The 21,622-nt window shown below is 54.4% G+C and carries 21 protein-coding genes and 2 pseudogenes; 8 read left to right on the top strand and 15 right to left on the bottom strand.

Translation table 11 applies throughout. The annotated features are described in order from the left end of the window. Positions 1-82: 82 nt before the first annotated feature. Both P0Y67_RS16620 and P0Y67_RS16615 read right to left on the bottom strand, forming a co-directional pair. The gene (locus P0Y67_RS16620; RefSeq protein WP_342392770.1) at positions 83-565 is read right to left on the bottom strand and encodes an NfeD family protein; all 483 of its coding nucleotides are present in this window, start codon (positions 563-565) and stop codon (positions 83-85) included. Positions 566-567: 2 nt separating this feature from the next. Further along, a complete protein-coding gene (locus P0Y67_RS16615) occupies positions 568-1,551 on the bottom strand; it encodes an SPFH domain-containing protein (RefSeq protein ID WP_342392768.1) in 984 nt (327 codons plus the stop codon). A 302-nt stretch (positions 1,552-1,853) separates the two neighbouring features. Here P0Y67_RS16615 and trhP point away from each other — a divergent pair, with 302 nt between their 5' ends. Next, positions 1,854-3,227, top strand: coding sequence for a prephenate-dependent tRNA uridine(34) hydroxylase TrhP (gene trhP / locus P0Y67_RS16610; RefSeq protein ID WP_342392767.1), 1,374 nt, complete (start codon positions 1,854-1,856; stop codon positions 3,225-3,227). Positions 3,228-3,278: 51 nt separating this feature from the next. Here trhP and P0Y67_RS16605 read toward each other — a convergent pair whose 3' ends face one another. Beyond that, a complete protein-coding gene (locus P0Y67_RS16605) occupies positions 3,279-3,452 on the bottom strand; it encodes a hypothetical protein (protein ID WP_342392766.1) in 174 nt (57 codons plus the stop codon). Positions 3,453-3,813: 361 nt separating this feature from the next. On the opposite strand from P0Y67_RS16605, the gene P0Y67_RS16600 reads away from it, so the two are divergent. Beyond that, positions 3,814-4,068 (top strand): YfhL family 4Fe-4S dicluster ferredoxin, encoded by a 255-nt coding sequence (locus P0Y67_RS16600; RefSeq protein ID WP_337114170.1) that lies wholly within the window; start codon positions 3,814-3,816, stop codon positions 4,066-4,068. A gap of 5 nt (positions 4,069-4,073) precedes the next feature. Here P0Y67_RS16600 and mepA read toward each other — a convergent pair whose 3' ends face one another. The 5 genes from mepA to P0Y67_RS16575 all read right to left on the bottom strand — a co-directional run bounded on the left by mepA (position 4,074) and on the right by P0Y67_RS16575 (position 7,606). Beyond that, positions 4,074-4,976 (bottom strand): penicillin-insensitive murein endopeptidase, encoded by a 903-nt coding sequence (gene mepA / locus P0Y67_RS16595; protein WP_446728850.1) that lies wholly within the window; start codon positions 4,974-4,976, stop codon positions 4,074-4,076. A 466-nt stretch (positions 4,977-5,442) separates the two neighbouring features. Next, the gene (locus tag P0Y67_RS16590) at positions 5,443-5,886 is read right to left on the bottom strand and encodes a prepilin-type N-terminal cleavage/methylation domain-containing protein (protein ID WP_342392764.1); all 444 of its coding nucleotides are present in this window, start codon (positions 5,884-5,886) and stop codon (positions 5,443-5,445) included. After that, entirely contained in the window at positions 5,879-6,442 is a 564-nt protein-coding gene (locus P0Y67_RS23040) for a hypothetical protein (protein WP_446728849.1), read from the bottom strand. The genes P0Y67_RS16590 and P0Y67_RS23040 overlap by 8 nt, the downstream gene beginning before the upstream one ends. Beyond that, the gene (locus P0Y67_RS16580) at positions 6,442-7,032 is read right to left on the bottom strand and encodes a hypothetical protein (protein WP_342392763.1); all 591 of its coding nucleotides are present in this window, start codon (positions 7,030-7,032) and stop codon (positions 6,442-6,444) included. The genes P0Y67_RS23040 and P0Y67_RS16580 overlap by 1 nt, the downstream gene beginning before the upstream one ends. Further along, entirely contained in the window at positions 7,019-7,606 is a 588-nt protein-coding gene (locus P0Y67_RS16575) for a pilus assembly FimT family protein (RefSeq protein ID WP_342392762.1), read from the bottom strand. Before P0Y67_RS16575 ends, P0Y67_RS16580 begins: the two co-directional genes overlap by 14 nt. A 106-nt stretch (positions 7,607-7,712) precedes the next feature. On the opposite strand from P0Y67_RS16575, the gene P0Y67_RS16570 reads away from it, so the two are divergent. Further along, positions 7,713-8,093 carry a type IV pilin protein gene (locus P0Y67_RS16570; RefSeq protein WP_342392761.1) on the top strand — a complete coding sequence of 127 codons (381 nt, stop codon included), beginning with the start codon at positions 7,713-7,715 and terminating at the stop codon, positions 8,091-8,093. A 79-nt stretch (positions 8,094-8,172) separates the two neighbouring features. Here the strand turns inward: P0Y67_RS16570 and dnaJ are convergent, their stop codons facing one another. The 3 genes from dnaJ to grpE form a co-directional block, all read right to left on the bottom strand. Beyond that, on the bottom strand, positions 8,173-9,318 hold the full coding sequence (dnaJ, locus tag P0Y67_RS16565; RefSeq protein ID WP_027252996.1) for a molecular chaperone DnaJ: 1,146 nt from the start codon (positions 9,316-9,318) through the stop codon (positions 8,173-8,175). 86 nt (positions 9,319-9,404) lie between these two features. Then, positions 9,405-11,318: a molecular chaperone DnaK gene (gene dnaK / locus P0Y67_RS16560; RefSeq protein WP_027252997.1), complete on the bottom strand. Its 1,914-nt coding sequence runs from the start codon at positions 11,316-11,318 to the stop codon at positions 9,405-9,407. A 216-nt stretch (positions 11,319-11,534) separates the two neighbouring features. After that, positions 11,535-12,158 (bottom strand): nucleotide exchange factor GrpE, encoded by a 624-nt coding sequence (grpE, locus tag P0Y67_RS16555; protein ID WP_027252998.1) that lies wholly within the window; start codon positions 12,156-12,158, stop codon positions 11,535-11,537. A gap of 206 nt (positions 12,159-12,364) precedes the next feature. On the opposite strand from grpE, the pseudogene nadK reads away from it, so the two are divergent. Then, a pseudogene (gene nadK / locus P0Y67_RS16550) lies at positions 12,365-13,123 on the top strand (NAD(+) kinase); the annotation flags it as partial. On the opposite strand, the pseudogene P0Y67_RS16545 reads toward nadK, so the two are convergent. After that, positions 13,117-13,521, bottom strand: a pseudogene (locus tag P0Y67_RS16545) (amino acid kinase family protein); the annotation flags it as partial. The pseudogenes nadK and P0Y67_RS16545 sit on opposite strands and share 7 nt — an antisense overlap. Then, positions 13,518-14,687: an O-succinylhomoserine (thiol)-lyase gene (locus P0Y67_RS16540; RefSeq protein ID WP_342392760.1), complete on the bottom strand. Its 1,170-nt coding sequence runs from the start codon at positions 14,685-14,687 to the stop codon at positions 13,518-13,520. The gene P0Y67_RS16540 and the pseudogene P0Y67_RS16545, both read right to left, overlap by 4 nt. Positions 14,688-14,875: 188 nt before the next feature. Here P0Y67_RS16540 and metJ point away from each other — a divergent pair, with 188 nt between their 5' ends. Continuing rightward, positions 14,876-15,193, top strand: coding sequence for a met regulon transcriptional regulator MetJ (metJ, locus tag P0Y67_RS16535; RefSeq protein ID WP_027250617.1), 318 nt, complete (start codon positions 14,876-14,878; stop codon positions 15,191-15,193). A 77-nt stretch (positions 15,194-15,270) separates the two neighbouring features. Here metJ and P0Y67_RS16530 read toward each other — a convergent pair whose 3' ends face one another. Further along, positions 15,271-16,518 (bottom strand): malic enzyme-like NAD(P)-binding protein, encoded by a 1,248-nt coding sequence (locus P0Y67_RS16530; RefSeq protein ID WP_342392759.1) that lies wholly within the window; start codon positions 16,516-16,518, stop codon positions 15,271-15,273. 259 nt (positions 16,519-16,777) lie between these two features. Further along, a complete protein-coding gene (rpmE, locus tag P0Y67_RS16525; RefSeq protein WP_046220348.1) occupies positions 16,778-16,990 on the bottom strand; it encodes a 50S ribosomal protein L31 in 213 nt (70 codons plus the stop codon). Between the two features lie 229 nt (positions 16,991-17,219). Between rpmE and priA the strand changes: the two genes are divergently transcribed. The 3 genes from priA to P0Y67_RS16510 all read left to right on the top strand — a co-directional run bounded on the left by priA (position 17,220) and on the right by P0Y67_RS16510 (position 21,424). Then, positions 17,220-19,418 carry a primosomal protein N' gene (priA, locus tag P0Y67_RS16520; RefSeq protein ID WP_342392758.1) on the top strand — a complete coding sequence of 733 codons (2,199 nt, stop codon included), beginning with the start codon at positions 17,220-17,222 and terminating at the stop codon, positions 19,416-19,418. A 177-nt stretch (positions 19,419-19,595) separates the two neighbouring features. Then, complete coding sequence (gene cytR, locus P0Y67_RS16515; RefSeq protein ID WP_337112650.1) at positions 19,596-20,609, top strand: DNA-binding transcriptional regulator CytR; 1,014 nt, start codon at positions 19,596-19,598, stop codon at positions 20,607-20,609. A 161-nt stretch (positions 20,610-20,770) separates the two neighbouring features. Beyond that, entirely contained in the window at positions 20,771-21,424 is a 654-nt protein-coding gene (locus P0Y67_RS16510; protein WP_237794893.1) for an SPOR domain-containing protein, read from the top strand. Positions 21,425-21,622: the final 198 nt, after the last annotated feature.

The raw sequence follows: 21,622 nt of genomic DNA, 5'->3' as shown, positions 1-21,622 counted from the left end.
GGGGAGGGAATCAATGTGATTCCTGCAATCTCGATTCGATCCCTCCCCCTTTTCAAGGGAAAGAATCATCACAATCAACCGTTTAGTCTTGATGCACAGGTTTAACCGTAAAGCGGCCAACATCCACCGCCACCACTTCCACTTCCAGCCCTTTTTCCACCGGCTCTCCGGTGTAATCGCTGCTCAGTACCAGTTTCCAGCTGATGCCGGAATACTTTACTGTGCCCGGTTGGTCATGGCTGAGTGCGGCATCAAGCCGGAACGTCAGGCCGATAAAGTCACTGCTGATATTTTGTTTCGGTTTTTCCGCTTTTTGCGAGCGTTTCAGCGGTTTCCACAACAGCAGCGTCAGTACACCCGCGCCGATACCGCTGACCGCCACCAGGGCAGTCATGGTTTCCGGCACCACGCCCACCAATGCCAGAATACCAGTCAGAATGGCTGACACGCCAAGAGCCAGCAAAACGATAGTCGACAGCCCCAGCATCCAGACCTCGACGGCCAGCAGAATAAGGCCGATCACTATGGTCAGCTGAGCCGGACTCAGCCCAAAGAAATCCGCCATCATTAGTGTTCCTCTTGTGTTCCGGCCTGTTTAGCCGGGTTGCCCTGCTGACGGTTGAGCTGGTGAATAATGGTCATGGCTTCTGCCACTATGTTTGACGCTGAAGAAGAGGCATCAGGCAACAGAACAACGGAAGACTCTTTGGCAATCGCTTCTCTGGCCTGAATGGCCTTGCCCGCCAGATCCAGCTGTATCGCCTTCTGACCTTCTTCGGTAGACGCCACCCGGCCGATAATCGCCAGTGCATCGGCTTCGGCTTTCGAGACCGCCAGAATAGCCTGTGCTTCACCTTCAGCTTTGAGAACCTGCTCGGATCTTTCCGCTTCTGCTGCCAGTACCCGGGCCTGCTTCATACCCTCGGCAATATTGATCTCGCTCTGGCGCTTACCTTCAGATTCCAGGATCACCGCCCGCTTTTCACGCTCGGCTTTCATCTGACGCTCCATGGCGTCCAGTACTGAACGTGGCGGCTCAATATCTTTGATTTCATATCGCAGTACCTGAACACCCCAAGGCAAAGCAGCATCGTTGATGGCAGACACAATCGCCGTATTGAGATTCTCACGCTCTTCGAACGTCTTGTCTAAGTCCATTTTACCCACTTCACTGCGCATGGTGGTCTGCGCCAGCTGAGTGACAGAAAAAATATAGTTATCGACGCCATAGCTGGCTTTGTAAGGGTCGATCAGCTTGATATAGAGCACCCCGTCAACAATCAGGGAGATGTTATCTTTGGTAATGGCCGACTGACTCGGCACATCGTACGCCTGCTCTTTCAGGGTCTGGGTGTAGGCCACCCGGTCAATCATAGGCACGATAAAATTCAGACCCGCTTCCATGGTCTTGTGATACTTGCCGAATCGCTCAACGACCACAGCGGTATTTTGCGGCACAAACTTAATAGAAGAACGCAGTATGACAATCACCAGGATTGCCAGCACCACCCAAATACTAAACACAGACGAAATCACAGACACTATATCCATTTTTGATATCCAACTTAATGCAATGAAAAAAAACCGTTCATCAGTAAACCCAAACGGCTGACTCTCCTAATACTCATACAGCTAATCTGATTTTTATGGAACAGGATTCACATCAATAGTGAGCCGCTGTCATCTTTTGCGCCCTTTAATACCCTTAGCAAGATTCAGGATATTTGCCAGCTCACTGCCTTCACAGTAAAATTCGCCCTCTGTTTTCCGCCTCCCATGAATTCACCCTGACGGTGAGCAGGAGTGCGGCCTGATCTGACATCAGACTTTGACCCAAAAGGGAAACCCGAGTTATGTTTAAACCTGAATTGTTATCGCCTGCCGGCAGCCTGAAAAACATGCGCTATGCCTTCGCCTACGGTGCCGATGCCGTGTATGCCGGCCAGCCCCGTTACAGCCTGCGTGTGCGCAACAATGAATTCAACCACGACAACCTGAAAATCGGTATCGACGAAGCCCATGCCCAGGGTAAAAAGTTCTACGTGGTGTGCAACATTCAGCCGCATAACTCCAAGCTTAAAACCTTTATTCGCGATCTGACCCCGATTGTTGAGATGGGCCCTGACGCCTTAATCATGTCCGATCCCGGCCTGATCATGATGGTCAGAGAAAGCTTCCCGGACATGCCGATTCACCTGTCAGTACAAGCCAATGCGGTGAACTGGGCGACGGTAAAATTCTGGTCAACGCAAGGGATTGAGCGGGTCATCCTATCCCGCGAACTGTCGCTGGAAGAAATCGAAGAAATCCGTGAAAAATGCCCGCAAACCGAGCTGGAAATCTTTGTTCACGGCGCACTTTGCATGGCCTACTCAGGCCGCTGCCTGCTGTCTGGCTATATGAACAAGCGGGATCCCAATCAGGGCACCTGTACCAATGCCTGCCGCTGGGAATACAAGGCGGAAACCGCCAAAGAAGACGATGCCGGTCAGATTGTAGAAGTGCAGCAAGCCGCTTCCGCGGTACAGATGCAGGACGTCGCGCCCACGCTGGGTGAAGGCAAGCCGACCGATCAAGTCATTTTGCTGAGCGAAAGCCACAAGCCGGATGAAAAAATGGCGGCGTTTGAAGACGAGCACGGCACCTATATCATGAACTCCAAAGATCTTCGCGCGGTTCAGCATGTTGAGCGCCTGAGCAAAATGGGCGTACATTCGCTGAAAATTGAGGGTCGCACCAAGTCTTTCTACTACTGCGCCCGGACGGCCCAGGTGTACCGTAAAGCGATTGATGATGCTGCGGCTGGCAAACCGTTTGATGAAAGCCTGATGTCGACACTGGAAAGTCTGGCTCACCGTGGGTACACCGAAGGCTTCCTGCGTCGTCATACCCATGATGCTTATCAGAATTACGACTACGGTTACTCTATTTCGGATAACCAGCAGTTCGTGGGCGAATTCACCGGCAAGCGCCGCGGTGCACTGGCGGAAGTCGAAGTCAGAAATAAATTTTTGGTGGGTGACAGCCTGGAGCTGATGACACCGAACGGCAACGTCACCTTTACCCTGGAGCACATGGAAAACCGTAAATCCGAAACCATTGCAGATGCCAAAGGCAGCGGACATTTCGTGTTTATTCCTGTGCCGGAAGATCTGGCGCTGCCCTTCGCGTTACTGATGCGCAATCTCAACGCCGGTGCAACCACCCGTAACCCTAACGCGGTCTGACCGGCTTCTGTTCGCCACCGTATTGCTGATCCTCTGCAATACGGTGGCAGACTAACTACTCACCGTCACATTGGGAATATCTGCGCATTTGATAGGGATAGTATACCGCACACCCTGCTGTACCATTTCCTGCTGGCACACAGGCTCTGTCGTTACTTCCGTCCATCCCCAACCCAGTAAGATAGAAACAACGATCAACGCTATGGGGTCTAATCGCACCTTCATTTACCACTCCCCCGCATAATCCAGGAACCACTGTTCACAATGGCCCTTGATATAATGCACTCAATTTCAACAATAATGTCGGATGCCACTTTGTCAGCCATGGCATAAAAAACCAACATTGCCAGAACACTATTGATTTGCGGCTGAGGAAGAAACAACGTTAAATCACTGAATTAGCCCGTTCTTGGCGATAACGCACCCGTTTCCCCCAAGTTATTGGGCGTTACTGACTTCTGTGCTACACTTTTTGCCGCTTTAACTCCTTTCATTTTTTGGGGAAATATCACAAAGCGCAGTTAACCGGCAAAGGATCGCACACCCGCTTTACCCTGTGACAAGAACCTCCTCGGACGTAAAAATTATGGCTTTATTGATTACAGACAAATGCATCAACTGTGACATGTGCGATCCCGAATGTCCGAACGATGCCATCAGCATGGGGGCGGAGATCTATGAGATTGATCCTGACCGCTGTACCGAATGCAAAGGCCATTACGACAAACCGACCTGCCAGTCAGTCTGCCCGATCAATAACTGCATTATCCTCGATCCCGCACATGTCGAGACCGAGGAGCAATTGCTTGAGAAGTTTGTGGTGTTGCAGGGAATGGCGTAACTGCGCTACTGAGACTGCTCCCTGAGTGCGCGCTGCTCTTTGGCGTATTTGTCTCTGTCCGCATCCTGAGCAGGGGCATTCAGCATCGCCATGCAACCCGCAGGCGGAAGCGGTTTCAGCACAGGCCGTTTCTTAACCGGTTTGGCACTGGCCGTTTTCTTTTCTGCAGCAGGTTTGGGTTGCCAGGAAAGCAGCTCTGCACCGCAGCCATCGCCCGGAGGCGGCGGTAACTGTTCCTTGCATTGCTGGCTTCCCTGCGGGCAATGCAGACGGACATGAAAATGATAGTAATGGCCCCACCAGGGTCTTACCTTGCGCAGCCAGCTGCGATCTGTCCATTGCGCGTCACACAGCTGTTCTTTAATGACAGGGTGGACGAATATGCGCGCCACGTTAGCATCTGACGCCGCCAGCTGAATCAGGTTCGCCTGGCTGGCCGACCAATTGTCTTTGATAATGCGGTATGCCTTGAGATCAACCATAGGTAAAGGTTGCAGCTCAGGCAGAGCCTGCTGAGAGGCCGGTTGGTCTAAGGTCGTCAGCCAGATATCGGCATCCAGCCCGGTTTGATGACTGGCATGCCCTGAGCGAAACCGACCGCCGCGCGGCATGGCGATATCACTGACCAGCAAATTACCCAACTGCAATTTTTTCGCCTTCGCCGACAATTGCTCCAAAAAAGTAATCATGCTCTCGTGACCGTAAAAGCGCCCGCGCTCGGATCTGACCCTTTGATAGCCTTCCCCTTGTTCGGGTAACACTTTGGCACCAGCCAGACAGCCATTGCTGTAACTGCCGATCGACTGCGGGCTGCCTGCTGTCGGGGCACGAAACTGCTCCCAGGGCGTCGCAGCCGCCTCTGTGCTCAGGCCCAGGCCGCCACCAAAGCACAGCAGGCAGGCGAGCAAAGCCGCTCGCCTGTCAGCCGCCAGAAAAGCAGGCCGTACACCCCCCAAACACTGCCAGAGGGCTAGTTGACTATTTACGCTCAACACCGGGCGCCACCTTGTAATAATTTGCGATCATAGTCACATAAGCATACACCATGGGACTGACTTTATTTGCTGTTCAATATTGAGACTGGCGTGCTGTGGCCGCTTGAGTGTCAGACGCGCCAAACCACTATGTACAGCTTTTCAGCTATCAGCCAGCTCTGTCTTGTACAGCATTTCATGCAAAAGGATCATGGCAAGCCAATTAAATCTAAAGTATTGATATTTAATGCATGATCAGCTTGTACAGCTTTTAGACCATTGCAACCCAAAAGCTCATCCCTGCGTATTCTTCCCCTTCTTTAACCTTAACCACGTACCGGCAGATTCTGCCCGTCCGCACTGACAGGACTCACTCACAGCAGAAAATTACCGCTGAGACTTAATGCAGGGCAAGCGGTATTCTGCTCTCCAGAGTCACCTGATGCTCCCTATGCCAGCGATCTTGCCAGCTTGCCTGTACCGTCACCGTTGAGATACCACCGGGCTGTGTGTCATGACCTATCACAGTCTGCAAACGGATAGTGACACCATGCAAAGCATGCTGCTGTGTGTGCGTAAGCTGTCCCGGCTGAGGATCAGCGCGCAGACTTGCTAAGTGCAAGCTATCCAGATGCTGGCTCTTCAGGTGCAGTTTCTCTAGCTGCGATTCCGCCAGATTCACCGCAGTGAGCATGACCAGGGCATTATCAGCCTGTATGTTGAGATAGGCATGCAGCTTCATCAGACCGGCCAGGCCGACACTGACCAGCAGGAGCGACACCAGCACCTCCACCAGACTGAAGCCCTGCTGTTTGTTCACTACCGGCTTTATAGCGTCAGACATCATGCCAGGCCCCGCGCAGCCAGCGGACCTGATAAACCAGCCGCTCTTGCGCTTGCGGCAAGGAGCCCAGAGCCACGCACTCTTGTTCCTGCTCTTGCTCTTGCTCGTCGCTGGCCGACAACGGCTCTGCACCTGAGTTGCACACCCTCACCACAGCAATGTGCTGAAGCCTGACTCTGGCCTTGCCGGCCACCCTGGCTTCGGCGCTTACCTGATAGCGGCCGTCCGCCAGAGGCGCAATTCGCACCGCTATATGCCCGTCGCCTTGTGTTGACGGGCAAAGAGCTGAACCGCTGTCAGAAAACGCCTGAGGATCGGTACTGACCGGCTGGCGCTGAAAATGCTCAGCCAGCAGGCCAAGCCCGCAAGCCAGTCCGCCTTCTGCCAGCCAGAATGCCTGACGCGAAAACACGGTATTCTGGGCGCGTTTGACCTGATAAAAGCTGGTGCTGTAGCTGGTCAGCACAAAGACCATGGCCACAGACAGCGTCAGGCTGCTCATCAGTAAAGTGCTGATGCCTTGCTGGGCCCTGACAGCGGCACGTTGAGGTTTCATCACGGATTCCTGACCCTCAGCGCCATCGTTTCATCAAGCTGCGTTGAGCCGTCCAGCGATGAGACAGAAAGACGGACAGATAACTGCTGGCCCGGGACGCCTTCAGCCTGGTAAGTGTCAGACTGAACCTGCCATCCGGTCACTGTCATCCAGCGGCCGTCCAGCAGTGCCTGTCCGCCCTGACATGCCTGCTCCGGGCTAGAAAAAGTATCGTGCGACGAACGTACTCTTAATTCGCCGTCTTGCTGGTAATAGGCCTTTACTACAGCACGGCCAGCCAGTTCGTAACTCATCACCAGACAGTGCCCGGCCGTCACCTGTATCGTGTGAACCGCCCCCGGCAGCAAAAGCGGCGTCCCCGGATCTGCTGTCTGAAAACCGGCCCGACGGACATCCCCCGAGAGCATGCGCCAGGCATCCTGCACGTCCTGAGCCAGGATCAGCTGCAGCGAGCGGCTCAGTGCCGCCTGTTTTCCGGCCATCAGCAAGTGCACCAGCAAAGACAGCACCATCAGACTCAATCCGGTCGCGACCGTCAGCTCTATCAGGCTGAACCCGCCTTGCCTGCTGAGGTTTTCAGCACTGGGCATAACCGGCCTCCCCGCTCAAAGTGCAGACATAGACTCTGCCGGTGACATTGCTGAAAGTGATCCTGACCTGCGACTTGCCGTCCCGGCCGACAAAAAAGCTGCCTGCGGCGTGAGGGCGTCCTGTCAGACTGTCCACTGTCAGAACATCACTGGCAAAACTGCGCGACAGTGTCATTTGCGGGAAATCAGCGGCGGTCAGCGGTTTTAGCACAGGCTCGCCATCTGCCAGCCTGGCAAGGATTGTCCAGTCGTCAGTTAAGGGCTGCGACGTCACGGTATGGTGCTGAGCGGTATGGTGCGGAACGGTCTCTAAACCCATCGACACATCTTCGCCGCGCATCACAGCTTCCGATTTGGCCTGGACCAGCAACCATTCCAGCTCACTGACCAAACGGTGCAGGCGCTGAGTGGCAAAGACCTCCGAAAAGGAAGGCGCGGCCACGGTAGCGATCAGCATGATGACAGATAACACCACTATGGCTTCAATCAGCGTCATCCCTCTGACGCTCGCAACACAATGTAACCGCGTTTGCCTGAATGGCATGTTTTCTGTCGCTGACTCCCAACTTCGCACCTGAGCTGCTCCCGAACCTTTTTCACCGCGCAATAGGATGGCAAAACAACAGCAAGATGCAGTTTCGGAATAGCGACTTAGTGACATGAATCGAAAGGAAAGAAAGATGAGGAAATCAAAAAATCAGCAGGGAGTGACACTGATCGAACTGCTGATTGTCGTTACCCTGGCAGGCATACTGGCGATGTCAGCCCTGCCGGCCTATCAGGCGCATCAGCAAAGAGCCTATCTGCGTCAGGCCCAGGCCGATCTCATCATGTTGCAGCTCGCCATTGAACAGCAGCGTTCTCAGGGTCAGGCGTATCCGGCGCAGTTGTCCGCCGCGCTCTGTCCCGCCTGCCGTTATGACAACCCCTTCTATTCTTACCGGATTGCACTGGAGAGTGGCACATACAGGCTGTGGGCCGAAAGCAAAGATGGCGCGCAGGAATGCGGCTCTATTGCGCTGTTACACAATGGCACCACTGTTCCGTCTGAGTGCTGGTAAAGCGGCTGGTACAAAATGGCAGCGGCAGAAACGACAAAGGCCAGCATAATGCTGGCCTTTAAGATAAGTGACTCAGAGGTTAACCGGTCAGATCATCAAAGAACTTTTTCACGCCGTCGAAGAAACCTTCCGAGCGCGGCTTGTGCTTTTTGGCATCAGAGCCTGCCAGCGTGTTCTCAAATTCCTGCAGCAGTTCTTTCTGGCGCGTGCTCAGGTTCACCGGTGTTTCAACCACCAGCTTACAGATCAGATCACCAACCGCACCGCCACGGACAGACTTCACGCCCTTACCGCGCATACGGAACATACGTCCGGTCTGGGTTTCCGTCGGTACTTTCAGGCTGACACGACCATCGAGTGTCGGGACTTCCACTTCACCGCCCAGTGCCGCCATGGTAAAGCTGACCGGTACTTCACAGTACAGGTTGTTACCGTCACGCTCAAAAATAGCGTGTTTCTGTACGTGCACCTGAACGTAGAGATCCCCGGCTGGCGCACCGAATTCTCCGGCTTCACCTTCTCCGGTCAGGCGAATACGATCGCCCGTATCCACACCGGCAGGAATCTTCACCGACAAGGTTTTGGTTTCCTGAACCCGGCCCTGGCCATGACACTTACCGCAAGGATCAGAGATGATCTTGCCGCGACCATGACAGTGAGGACAGGTTTGCTGTACCGCGAAGAAGCCCTGACGCATCTGCACCTGGCCGGCACCGTGACAGGTTCCGCAGGTCGTTGGCGAGGAACCTTTCTTCGCCCCTGACCCTTCACAGGTATCACAGTTTACCAGGGTGGGAACGCGAATTTCCTTGCTGCAGCCGCGTACCGCTTCCTCCAGGGTCAGCTCCATGTTATAGCGTAAGTCGGCGCCGCGCTGAGCACGGTGCTGACCACCACCACGACGGCCACCGCCACCAAAGATATCGCCGAACACATCGCCAAAGATGTCGCTGAAATCTGCGCCGCCGCCAAAGCCGCCACCACCGCCCATACCGCCTTGTTCAAAGGCTGCATGGCCATACTGGTCGTAGGCCGCTTTCTTCTGAGGATCGGTCAGAATTTCATAGGCGGTTTTCACTTCTTTGAACTTGTCCGCCGCCGTGTCGTCGCCCGGATTACGGTCCGGGTGGTACTTCATCGCCAGACGTTTGTAGGCCTTTTTGATGTCACGCTCATTGGCGTCACGGCCTACGCCTAACACTTCGTAAAAATCACGTTTTGACATAGTTAAACTGTCACCTGCTTATACAGCTACGGGCGTAAGAGTATCCCCAAACGCCCGTGCCCAAATAAGATTATGAGATCACACTCTTATTTTTTATCGTCTTTTACTTCTTCGAACTCGGCGTCTACAACATCGTCGTCTTTCGACTGAGTCTGCTCACCGCTGTCCGCTTGCTGGGCCTGAGCTTGCTGCTGGGCAATTTCCATCAGCTTCTGAGAAGCCGCGATCAGTGCCTGTACTTTGGCATCAATCGCTTCTTTATCTTCGCCTTTACGTGCTGCTTCCAATTCAGAAACCGCGGCTTCGATCTTCTCTTTCTCATCAGCTGGCAGTGCGTCGCCCGCTTCTTCGATTTGCTTACGGGTACCGTGTACCAACTGGTCAGCCTGGTTACGGGCAGAGACTAACTCTTCGAACTTCTTGTCCGCTTCTTTGTTAGCTTCTGCTTCCTGAACCATTTTCTCGATTTCGTCGTCGCTCAGACCGCCAGATGCCTGGATAGTGATCTTCTGCTCTTTACCTGTGCTCTTGTCTTTCGCAGACACGTGCAGGATACCGTCAGCATCCAGGTCAAAGATAACTTCAATCTGAGGCATACCGCGAGGTGCTGCCTGAATACCTTCCAGGTTGAACTGACCCAGGGACTTGTTAAAGTTCGCCTGCTTACGCTCACCCTGCAGCACATGGATAGTTACCGCGTTCTGGTTGTCTTCTGCTGTCGAGAACACTTGCTCCGCTTTGGTCGGAATCGTGGTGTTCTTCTCGATCAGCTTGGTCATCACACCGCCCATGGTTTCGATACCCAGAGACAGCGGTGTCACGTCCAGCAGCAGAACGTCTTTAACTTCACCGGCCAGTACACCACCCTGAACCGCAGCACCTACGGCAACGGCTTCGTCCGGGTTGACGTCTTTACGTGCTTCTTTGCCGAAGAACTCAGCCACTTTGGCCTGAACCATAGGCATACGCGTCTGACCACCCACCAGGATAACGTCAGTGATTTCGCCTACAGACAGGTCGGCGTCAGCCAGTGCCACTTTCATTGGCTCCAGAGAACGCTGTACCAGATCTTCAACCAGTGACTCCAGCTTGGCACGGGTCACTTTGATGTTCATGTGCTTAGGACCTGTCGCATCTGCAGTGATGTACGGCAGGTTCACGTCAGTCTGCTGAGCAGAAGACAGCTCAATTTTCGCTTTTTCTGCCGCTTCTTTCAGACGCTGCATCGCCAGCGGATCTTTACGCAGATCGATGGCCTGATCTTTCTTGAATTCGTCAACCAGGTAGTTGATCAGACGGTTATCAAAGTCTTCACCACCCAGGTGTGTGTCACCGTTGGTTGCCAGTACTTCAAACGTCTTCTCGCCTTCAACTTCATCAATCTCGATGATAGAGATATCGAAAGTACCACCACCCAGGTCGTATACCGCGATAGTGCGGTCACCGCCTTGCTTGTCCAGGCCATAAGCCAGAGCAGCAGCAGTCGGTTCGTTGATGATACGCTTCACTTCCAGACCCGCGATGCGGCCGGCATCTTTAGTAGCCTGACGCTGAGCATCGTTGAAGTAGGCAGGAACAGTGATTACTGCACCTGTCACTTTCTCGCCCAGGTAGTCTTCAGCGGTTTTCTTCATTTTCTTCAGCACTTCTGCTGAAACCTGAGGCGCGGCCATTTTCTGACCTTTCGCTTCCACCCAAGCATCACCGTTGTCTGCTTTCACAATTTTGAAAGGCATGATTTCGATGTCGCGCTGTACTTCTTCGTCTTCGAAGCGGCGACCGATCAGACGCTTGATTGCATACAGGGTATTTTCTGGGTTTGTCACTGCCTGACGTTTCGCAGGCTGACCGACCAGTGTTTCGCCATCTTGTGTATAAGCGATGATAGAAGGCGTAGTGCGATCACCCTCTGCGTTCTCAATAACGCGTGGCTTATCACCATCCAGTACAGCTACACATGAGTTGGTTGTACCCAAGTCAATACCAATGATTTTACCCATCTGGCTTTCTCCGAAATTCGTTGGTTTACTGGCTTCGTTCTGCGTAATGCAGAATCGAGCATGGGGGCCAAGGCCCTCAATTAATTCAATTACGCTATCGTATGACTACTAAATAAGGCCATCAGAGACCTTTTCAAGGGGCAGGTCGAAAAAAAATGTAAAAAATAAAAACCCACCAGAGTGGGCTTTCATCACTCGGCCTGCCCGTCAGGCGCATCAGGCCTGAGTGTCGACATTGCTGCCTGGTGCCGCCTTAGCGACCATCACCATAGCCGGACGAACCACACGGCCGTTCAGCTCATACCCTTTCTGCAGCACCATCATGACGGTGTTAGGCGCATGCTCTGCGCTTTCCTGCATCGACATCGCCTGGTGGAATTCCGGGTTGAACGCTTCACCCATAGGGTTGATGGCTTTCAGACCGAATTTCTCTACCGTGTCGGTCATGGTTTTCAGGGTCAGCTCAACGCCTTCCAGCATTGGCTTTAATGTCTCGTCGGTTTTATCAGCCAGTTCCAGCGCACGCTCCATGTTGTCGATCACAGGCAGCAGTTCACCGGCAAATTTTTCCAGCGCAAACTTACGGGCTTTGTCGATTTCCTGCTCGGTACGACGGCGCATATTCTCAATATCCGCGCGGGCACGCAGTACTGAATCCTGCTGCTCTTTCACTTTGGCTTCACTGACCGCAAGCGCGGCTTCCAGTTCTTCAATACGGGACAGTGCCAACTCGTCCAGCGTCAGTTCTTCCGCGCTGTCTGCAGCCGCTTCAGCGCCTGCTGCTTCCGTCTGCGCCTGCTGCAGTTCTTCTTCGTTCAACACTTCGTCTTTCTTGCTCATGCTTTCGCTACTCCGCTAAGCTCAAAAAGGGTGATATGCATGGCCGATAGGTTACGCAAGGCGCAACTTGCCGGCCACTATTAAAACGTGATGGGCATATTATGGGGATGAAGTTCAACGATTCAACCCGATATCGACGACAAAGGGCGACATTTCCTTATTGCTAAGGCTATACTGGCCCCATTCTTACCCGTTGGATCAAGGACATGACGCGCCCTTTTGAAATCATCGCCCTGGTTGGCAAGCCGAGAAATCCTGATGCGCTTCACACCCACACCAGCCTTTACAACTGGCTGACCGCCAAAGGCTACCAGGTACTGGTTGATCATCGTCTTGCCCATGATCTGGATGTGCCCGCTGAAGCGCTGTGCGATTTGCTCACCATAGGTGACCGCGCCAGCCTGGCCATTGTCGTCGGGGGGGACGGTAACATGTTAGGCGCCGCACGGGTACTCTCGCGCTTTGATATCTCTGTGATCGGCGTTAACCGCGGTAATCTGGGCTTCCTGACTGATTTAGATCCGGACAACTTCGAGCAGGAGCTGGAAAAGGTGCTGGACGGCGAGTTCGTCACCGAACAGCGCTTCCTGCTGGAAGCCGAAGTTCACCGTCATGGCCAGATAAAAAGCCGCAACACCGCACTCAATGAAGCCGTACTGCACCCGGACAAAATCGCCCATATGATTGAGTTCGAGGTCTACATCGATGAAAGCTTTGCGTTTTCTCAGCGCTCCGACGGCCTGATCATCGCCACCCCAACCGGCTCCACCGCCTATTCGCTGTCCGGTGGCGGCCCGATTCTCTCGCCGAGCCTTAATGCCATTACCCTGGTGCCTATGTTTCCCCATACCCTGTCATGCCGCCCGCTGGTGGTGGACGGCAACCGCAGGATCAAGCTGATTGTGCCTGACGACGGACGGACACTGGAAGTGAGCTGCGACGGACAGGTGTCGCTGCCGGTCAGCAGTGCGGCCAAGAGTCGGGAAGACCAGAGTTCACCGTGTCCGAGTACCCAGGCTTGTCTGGCCGGGGTGATGTCGCTGTCGGTGAGCTGGCCCAGCTCGCTGAATTCCAGATGCAGCGAGGTTAACAACTCATCCGCCACGGTTTCCTCCAGCAGCTCTTCGATGAGATGCTGCTGGAAGGTGCGCAAATCCTGCAGGCTTTCATGCGCCAGCCGGCCGTCTTTGCTCAGTAAAGACAGCCACTGAATCAGTCGGTTGGTAGTTTTGCCGGCCGCCGAGACCACCACCAGATCCTCAGTGCTGGAGTATTGCGCCAGAATATGGGCGACATTACGGTAACAGCTGGCATCCGCTAAACTGCTGCCGCCAAATTTGTGCAGCTGACGTTTCAGGGTCATTCACTGGCCTCCGCCGCTTTGGCAAAGGCCTGGACCAGATCGGCAATCAAATCATCGGCATCTTCCAGGCCCACAGACAGACGCAGCAGCGACGGCAAGATACCTGCCTCGCGCTGCGCCTCATCCGACATGGCTCGGTGGGTCATGCTGGCAGGATGCGCAATCAGACTTTCCGTGCCGCCCAGTGACTCAGCCAGAGAGAAATCGTTTAAAGACGCCACAAAAACTTCCAGTTGCTGCGTGCTGCCGGCCAGCTCAAAACTCAGCATGGAGCCAAAACCTTTTTGCTGCCGGGCCGCAATCTCATGACCCGGGTGATCAGCCAGGCTGGGGTGATAAATCTTGCCTACCAGCGGCTGGGTTTGCAGATAGGCCAGCAGCCGGGCAGCGTTTTCTTCATGGACACGCATACGCGCCATCAGAGTACGCACACCGCGCAGGGTCAGGTAAGCATCAAAGGGCGCGCCGGTGGCGCCGATACAGTTAGCCCACCAGGACAAGTTCTCGGCGTGCTCGCTGTCTTTGGCAATCAGCACCCCGCCAACCACATCGGAATGCCCATTGATATATTTGGTGGTGGAATGCACCACGAAGTCTGCGCCCAGGGCGATCGGCTGCTGCAGTGCCGGTGACAGAAACGTGTTGTCCACTGCCACCAGCGCCCCCGCATCGTGCGCCTGCTGGCACAGCTGCTCGACGTCGATCACCCGCAACAGCGGGTTGGACGGCGTTTCGACCCACACCAGTTTCGGCTTTTTCGCTAATGCCTCTGCCAGCGCCTGAGGGTTGCCCTGATCGACAAAAAGTACCTTGAAGTCACCTTTGCCGGCACGGGTATTGAACAAGCGGTAGGTGCCGCCGTAACAGTCATGGGGCGCCACAACCAGATCATCTGGCCCCAGTTGCGCCGTGGCCAGCAGGTTGATCGCCGCTGTACCACAGCTGGTCACCACACCGCCGGCCCCGCCTTCCAGCTCTGCCAGGGTGTCTGCCAATAAATTACGGGTCGGATTTCCCGAGCGGGAATAATCATACTGAGGTAAAGTCCCTAATTCAGGGAAGCCATAGGTTGAGGTCAAGTAAATAGGTGGCACCACTGCACGAAATTGCTGATCGGTTTCAATGCCGCTGCGAACAGCGATAGTAGCTGTTTTCTTGTCACTCATGTAATTTGCTTCCTTGTTTCTGGGACCAGGCCAGAGGCCGACGAGAGTAAGATGCCTCAACCTTAGCGAGATTTAAAAAAGACGTCAACACTTCTAGACGTCTATATGTCTTTGCTTGTGGCAGTAAATGCCGCTAAAATTCCCCCCATACAATATTTCAAAACCCTATATCGCTGAGAAGGTAAACAATGGCAAAGTGGAACGGTGAGTACATCAGCCCTTATGCGGAACATGGCAAGAAAAATGAGCAGGTCAAGAAAATCACTGTCTCTATCCCATTAAAGGTGTTGAAAATCCTCACAGATGAACGCACCCGCCGTCAGGTAAACAACCTTCGCCACGCCACCAACAGTGAACTGCTGTGCGAGGCATTCCTGCATGCTTACACCGGCCAGCCACTGCCAACGGATGAAGATATCCGCAAAGATCGTCCTGACGATTTGCCGGCAGAAGCCAAGGCCATCATGGACAGCCTGGGTATTGAATACGAAGACATCAACGAATAATCAAGATAACGCCCTGAGATAAAAAAAAACCAGCCATATGGCTGGTTTTTTCAATCATAAGCACACACTGTGTGTCATTACACTTCCATGTAACCCACAGGCATTTCGATACGGGCAACGCCGGATTCCACCGCCGCTACCGCAACCGCTTTGGCAACCCGTGGCAACAAACGCGGATCCATAGGTTTAGGGATAATATAGTCAGGACCGAACTCCAGCTTATCCACCCCTGCAGCTTTCACCACTTCTGCCGGCACCGGCTCTTTGGCCAGTTCGCGGATAGCGTTGACCGCCGCCAGTTTCATTTGATCGTTAATTTCGCTGGCACGCACATCCAACGCACCACGGAAAATAAACGGGAAACAAATAACGTTGTTCACCTGGTTCGGATAATCCGAACGGCCGGTTCCCATGATCAGATCATTGCGAACCGCATGGGCCAGCTCAGGTTTAATTTCCGGATCCGGGTTTGAGCAGGCAAACACGATCGGCTTGTCGGCCATCAGCTTGAGCGACTCAGGCGCCAGCAGATCCGGGCCAGAAACACCGACAAAGATATCCGCCCCTTCGATTACATCTTCCAGGGTGCGCTTGTCTGTGTTGTTGGCAAACAGTTGCTTATACTCGTTGATATCATCACGACGGGTGTGAATCACCCCTTTGCGATCCAGCATGTAGATTTTTTCACGCTGCGCGCCGCATTTGATCAACAGTTCCATACAGGCGACGGCCGCTGCGCCGGCACCCAGACAGATGATCACTGCTTCTTTGATATCTTTGCCCTGCAGCTCCAGTGCGTTCAGCATACCGGCAGCCGTTACAATCGCCGTACCGTGCTGGTCATCATGGAACACAGGCACCTGGCAGCGCTCGATCAGGCGCTTTTCAATCTCAAAACAATCGGGGGCTTTGATATCTTCCAGGTTAATACCGCCAAAGGTGTCGGCGATATTGGCCACAGTATCAACGAACTCGTCGATGGTACGGTGTTTCACTTCGATATCAATTGAATCCAGGCCAGCGAAACGCTTGAACAGCAGAGCCTTGCCTTCCATGACCGGCTTCGAGGCCAGCGGCCCCAGGTTACCCAAGCCAAGAATGGCCGTACCATTGGTAATCACAGCAACCATGTTGCCTTTACCTGTGTACTTATACACATTCTCTGCATTCTGGGCGATTTCCCGCACCGGCTCAGCCACACCAGGGCTGTAGGCCAGAGCGAGATCTTCTACTGTATTGGCAGGCTTGCTTAGTTCAACCGAAATTTTCCCGGGGACAGGGTAAGCATGATAGTGAAGTGCTTGTTGACGAAAATCTTCAGACATAATTATTAGAATCCTGAATGGATGGATGTTCTGTTCGGTTCGGTATTGAACAATCAATCATATTCGATAGCAGCACAAAATCCTAGTTCGCACAAGCTGGTAATACCAAGGCAATGACAGTGACAGGCCAGAAGATATGCAGGAGAAAACGAGCGGGAGTCATCACGACTAATAAATCAGTCATTTAAGGCAGGGAGAAACAGCAGACAGCAAAAAGGGACGCCTGAGCGTCCCTTTTCTCGACAGTGTCTTAACGCAATTACTTGCTAGACAGAGCGCCGAAACGCTTGTTGAATTTGTCGATACGGCCACCGGTGCTCACTTGACGCTGCTTACCAGTGTAGAATGGGTGACATTTGTCACACACATCCAGGTTGATGTCTTTTTTCATAGTTGAATTAAAGACAAAAGCGTTGCCGCAAGAACAACGTGCGTTTACAGCTGTGTATTCTGGGTGGATACCTTGTTTCATGGGAAACCTCTAAGCTAAGGCCGTGTCGCTCTCCCGATCCAAAGCCGGGCACCACACGTGGTTAATAAATACTGCCAGGCCAAAGGCGCTGGACAAATAGGCGGCGTATGATAATCAATCAGCCGACACAGATCAACCTGCAATCGCAGTGTCGTCTTGCTTTGCCTCACCCCCTGTGCAAGGTACACTGCCCTCTACCTGTAAGTATAAGTGATATCAGCCGATACCCATGACTGCCACCATCGCCAGGGTTGCCCTGCCCGTTCCGCTGGACAAAAGCTTCGACTACCTGATCCCATCAGGCCAACGGCCTGTGGTCGGTGGCCGGGTACGGGTGCCATTTGGCCGTCAGCAGCTGACCGGGATAGTCATTGCCCTGACCGGGCAGTCCGATTTTCCCCGCGACCAGCTCAAGCCCCTCAAGGCCGTTCTCGATAGCGAACCGCTGTGGCAGCCGCCATTGTTTCAGTTGCTGGAGTGGACCAGCCGCTACTACCAGTACCCTTTGGGCGATACGCTGGCCAATGCCCTGCCTTCGGCCCTACGTAAAGGCAGACCGGCCAATGCCGAGATTCGTTACTGGCAATTGACAGAAAAAGGTCAGGAACACCCTCTGGCGGCACTCAAACGGGCACCGCGGCAGGCAAAAGTACTGACGCTGCTGCGCCATGGCGCGCTGAGTCACGATGCCTTGCTCGATCAGGAGGTGAACAGCGCCACCCTGAAAACGCTGGCAGAAAAAGGCTGGGTCGAGAGTTTTCACACCACAGCGCCCAGCGGCCACTGGCCCACGGATTTCGCGGTCACCGAAGAGAAACCCCGCCTCAACGAAGAGCAGGCGCTGGCGATTGCCAGCGTCAATGCCAACCCGGATTATGCCTGTTATTTACTGGAAGGGGTGACGGGGTCAGGCAAGACCGAAGTCTATCTCAACCTGATTGAGCCGGTGCTGGCCGCCGGCAAACAAGCCCTGGTGCTGGTGCCGGAAATTGGTCTGACGCCGCAGACCATCAACCGTTTTCAGCGCCGCTTCAACGTGCCGCTGTTCACCATTCATTCCGGCCTGAATGATACCGAGCGCCTCAGCGCCTGGCTGGCCGGGCGCGACAATCAGGCCGGCATCATTATTGGTACCCGCTCAGCCCTGTTCACCCCCTTTGCCGATCTCGGCATCATTATTGTCGATGAAGAGCATGACTCATCCTATAAGCAGCAGGACAGCCTGCGCTATCACGCCAGGGACATGGCCGTGCTGCGGGCCAGCAAAGAAAACATTCCGATTGTGCTCGGTTCAGCCACCCCGGCACTGGAAACCCTGCACAATGCCAGAACCGGCAAATACCACCACCTGCACCTGACCCGCCGCGCCGGTAACGCGCAGGCCGCCCGTCACGGGGTGCTGGACATGAAGGGGCTCCATCTGGAGGCTGGGCTGTCCGCACCGCTGATTGCCCGTATGCGTCAGCATCTGAGCGCCGGCAATCAGGTGATGCTGTTTCTCAACCGCCGCGGGTTCGCGCCGGCCCTGATGTGCCACGAATGCGGCTGGCTGGCGGAGTGCAAGCGCTGCGATGCGTATTACACTTATCATCAGCACTCCGGCGAGCTGCGCTGTCACCATTGCCAGACCCAGCGTCCTGTCATGCCCCAATGCCAGCAGTGCGGTTCAACCCAGCTCCAGACAGTCGGGGTCGGCACCGAGCAGCTTGAACATCAGCTTGCCACCCTGTTCCCTGAATTCAAAACCGTCCGTATTGACCGCGACAGCACCCGCCGTAAAGGCAGCCTGGACAATTACCTGGAAGCAGTCAGGAACAAGGAATACCAGATCCTAATCGGCACCCAGATGCTGGCCAAAGGTCACCACTTTCCCGACGTAACCCTGGTGGCGCTGGTCGATGTCGACAGCGCACTGTTCAGCAATGATTTTCGTGCAGCGGAGCGGCTGGCACAGCTGTTCATCCAGGTCGCCGGCCGCGCCGGCCGCGCCAGCAAACCGGGCGAAGTGCTGCTGCAAACCCACCACCCGGAACACAGTCTGCTTCAGGCACTTCTCTACAAAGGGTACGACCACTTTGCCGCCCAGGCGCTGACAGAACGCCGTCAGGCCATGCTGCCGCCTTTTACCTATCTGGCACTGTTCAGAGCCGAAGCGGCGCAAAGTGAGCTGACCGAGCAGTTTCTCCATCAGGTGCGCGGCGTTCTGGAAGCAAGTCCGCTGTTTGAGTCACACACTCTGGTGCTGGGGCCCAATCCGGCGCCTCTCTCCCGCCGCGCCGGCCGCTACCGGTGGCAGTTACTGCTGCAGGCGCCTGACCGGAAAACCCTGCAAACTCTGCTGTCTGTGGCGCGTCCTGCCATTAACTTGCTGCCATTGGCGCGGAAAGTGCGCTGGTCACTGGACGTCGAACCTCAGGATTTAAGCTGAAGATAAGACAATTAATGCGATTTGGATCACAAGCCCAATGTAATTTATGCTATTTGGCACATGTTTAAACCCGCATAAAGCGCCTACAATAACAGGCTTGTTGGACCAGGTTTCTGCACCGATTTGGTTGCGATCCTCCAGCATTATTGAGAGAAATGTCTTAGAGAGGAACTATTTATGGCGACAATGAAGGATGTTGCCCAGCTAGCCGGAGTCTCTACCGCGACCGTGTCGCGCGCGCTGATGAACCCGGAAAAAGTGTCAGCCTCGACCCGTAAAAAAGTCGAACAGGCTGTCATGGATGCTGGCTATTCCCCGAATTCCCTGGCTCGTAACCTTAGGCGCAATGAATCCAAAACCATTGTCGCTATCGTCCCCGACATCTGCGATCCCTATTTCACGGAAATTATCCGGGGAATAGAAGAAGCGGCGATGGAATATGGTTATCTGGTGCTGCTGGGCGACAGCGGCCAGCAGAAAAGCCGGGAGAACTCATTCGTGAATCTGGTGTTCACCAAGCAGGCGGACGGCATGTTACTGCTGGGCACGGATTTACCCTTTGATATCAGCAAACCGGAGCAGAAAAACCTGCCTCCTATGGTGATGGCCTGTGAGTTTGCCCCTGAGCTGGAGCTGCCGACTGTCCACATTGATAACCTGACCGCCGCGTTTGAAGCCGTGAACTACCTGACCCAGATGGGTCACAAGCACATAGCCCAGATCACAGGTCCCGACACAGCCATGCTCTGCCAGTTCCGCTCCCAGGGTTATCAGCAGGCCCTGCGCCGCGCCGGCACAGAACTGAATCCGGCTTACACGGTAAAAAGTGATTTCACCTTTGCCGGCGGTGCCCGCGCCGTGACCACCCTGTTATCGCTGCCGGAGCCGCCGACCGCCCTGCTGTGCCACAACGATGTCATGGCCATCGGCGCCATGCAGCAAGCCAAGCGATTAGGGATCAATGTTCCTCAGGATCTGTCCATCGTCGGGTTTGATGATATTCAGTTCGCCGAATACTGCGATCCGCCGCTGACCACAGTGTCGCAGCCCCGCTATGAAATTGGCCGTCAGTCGATGCTGATGCTGCTGGACATCTTACAAGGCAAGGATATAGCTGCCGGTTCGCGCCTGCTGGATGCCAAACTGGTCATCCGGGAAAGTGCCGCGCCACCGCCAGGCAATCCGCAATAGCCAGCGCGACCTGAGCTGAAAAAATCATCACTTTGAGCAAAAGGTCACAGAATGATCGGGAAGCTCTGCCTCTTCGGCAGGTACAGGCTTCCCGACACTAGCCAGTGTGGGCACTTCTTTGTACCATGTCTGACCATTAGTCCAACAATCATCAAAACATTGTGGCAACCAAAGATTACGTCAAGCGAGGCCGGGCCGCGAAAAAGCCCGCCAGAAGAACACCTTCCCGCAGCAGCAAACCCAGTGGCCAGTTCCCGGTAAAATGGGCACTGATCGCCCTGTGCCTGGTGATTGCCCTCGGCTATGGCTTATATTTTCTGTCTTCGTCACCCAAGCCTGCAGCACCCCATGCGACCCCGGTTAAGCCGCCGCCGGTCACAGTCAAAGACAAAACACCGCCTGCACCTGCCGCCAAACCCAAGCAGGAAACCAGCACCAAAGTCGACACCAAGCCTGTGACTGCGCCGAAGCAACAAGAAAAATTACCGCCTAAACCGGCAGAAAAATGGCGCTACATCGAAGAGCTGGAAAATAAAGAAGTGCAGGTGGAAGCGAAAAAGGTGCCGGATAAGCCGGGTCGCCCTTATCTGATGCAGTGTGGCGCTTACCGCTCGCCAGGGCAGGCGGAGGAGCGCAAAGCCATGATTGCTTTCCAGGGGCTCACCAGCCAGATCAAAGTGTCTCAGGGTGAAAAAGGCAGCTGGTATCGCGTGGTACTCGGCCCATACCCGCAGAAACGCAAAGCCGAAAGTGATCGCAATATGCTGCGTCGGGCCGGGATTGAACCTTGCGCCATCTGGTACTGGGACGCCTGAGTCGTTTGCTGAGCTGATAACGGCTCACTACACTGATTAAGGATGCTGAAGCAGACAAAACGCTGCCAAGGCATCCTTTTTTATGGCCTTCACTGCGCAGATTGTTTCGTTTGCCTTGAAATCGGAAACCACCATCCCCAGATCTGCGGCTATACCCATACCGGCCTACGAGCCGGACTGATGCTAAGAGGTAATACC

This window comes from Photobacterium sp. SP02 (genome assembly GCF_038519165.1).
GTDB lineage: Bacteria > Pseudomonadota > Gammaproteobacteria > Enterobacterales > Vibrionaceae > Photobacterium > Photobacterium halotolerans.
This window is presented reverse-complemented; position numbering and strand designations above follow the sequence as displayed.

Coding starts and splice junctions, on each gene's coding strand:
- P0Y67_RS16570 (WP_342392761.1), top strand. CDS start 7,713: ATGAGGAAATCAAAAAATCAGCAGGGAGTGACACTGATCGAACTGCTG.
- dnaK (WP_027252997.1), bottom strand. CDS start 11,318: ATGGGTAAAATCATTGGTATTGACTTGGGTACAACCAACTCATGTGTA.
- priA (WP_342392758.1), top strand. CDS start 17,220: ATGACTGCCACCATCGCCAGGGTTGCCCTGCCCGTTCCGCTGGACAAA.
- trhP (WP_342392767.1), top strand. CDS start 1,854: ATGTTTAAACCTGAATTGTTATCGCCTGCCGGCAGCCTGAAAAACATG.
- P0Y67_RS16580 (WP_342392763.1), bottom strand. CDS start 7,032: ATGCCCAGTGCTGAAAACCTCAGCAGGCAAGGCGGGTTCAGCCTGATA.
- P0Y67_RS16590 (WP_342392764.1), bottom strand. CDS start 5,886: ATGTCTGACGCTATAAAGCCGGTAGTGAACAAACAGCAGGGCTTCAGT.
- cytR (WP_337112650.1), top strand. CDS start 19,596: ATGGCGACAATGAAGGATGTTGCCCAGCTAGCCGGAGTCTCTACCGCG.
- P0Y67_RS16540 (WP_342392760.1), bottom strand. CDS start 14,687: ATGAGTGACAAGAAAACAGCTACTATCGCTGTTCGCAGCGGCATTGAA.
- P0Y67_RS16615 (WP_342392768.1), bottom strand. CDS start 1,551: ATGGATATAGTGTCTGTGATTTCGTCTGTGTTTAGTATTTGGGTGGTG.
- P0Y67_RS16605 (WP_342392766.1), bottom strand. CDS start 3,452: ATGAAGGTGCGATTAGACCCCATAGCGTTGATCGTTGTTTCTATCTTA.
- dnaJ (WP_027252996.1), bottom strand. CDS start 9,318: ATGTCAAAACGTGATTTTTACGAAGTGTTAGGCGTAGGCCGTGACGCC.
- P0Y67_RS16600 (WP_337114170.1), top strand. CDS start 3,814: ATGGCTTTATTGATTACAGACAAATGCATCAACTGTGACATGTGCGAT.
- P0Y67_RS16530 (WP_342392759.1), bottom strand. CDS start 16,518: ATGTCTGAAGATTTTCGTCAACAAGCACTTCACTATCATGCTTACCCT.
- grpE (WP_027252998.1), bottom strand. CDS start 12,158: ATGAGCAAGAAAGACGAAGTGTTGAACGAAGAAGAACTGCAGCAGGCG.
- metJ (WP_027250617.1), top strand. CDS start 14,876: ATGGCAAAGTGGAACGGTGAGTACATCAGCCCTTATGCGGAACATGGC.
- P0Y67_RS23040 (WP_446728849.1), bottom strand. CDS start 6,442: ATGAAACCTCAACGTGCCGCTGTCAGGGCCCAGCAAGGCATCAGCACT.
- P0Y67_RS16620 (WP_342392770.1), bottom strand. CDS start 565: ATGGCGGATTTCTTTGGGCTGAGTCCGGCTCAGCTGACCATAGTGATC.
- rpmE (WP_046220348.1), bottom strand. CDS start 16,990: ATGAAACAAGGTATCCACCCAGAATACACAGCTGTAAACGCACGTTGT.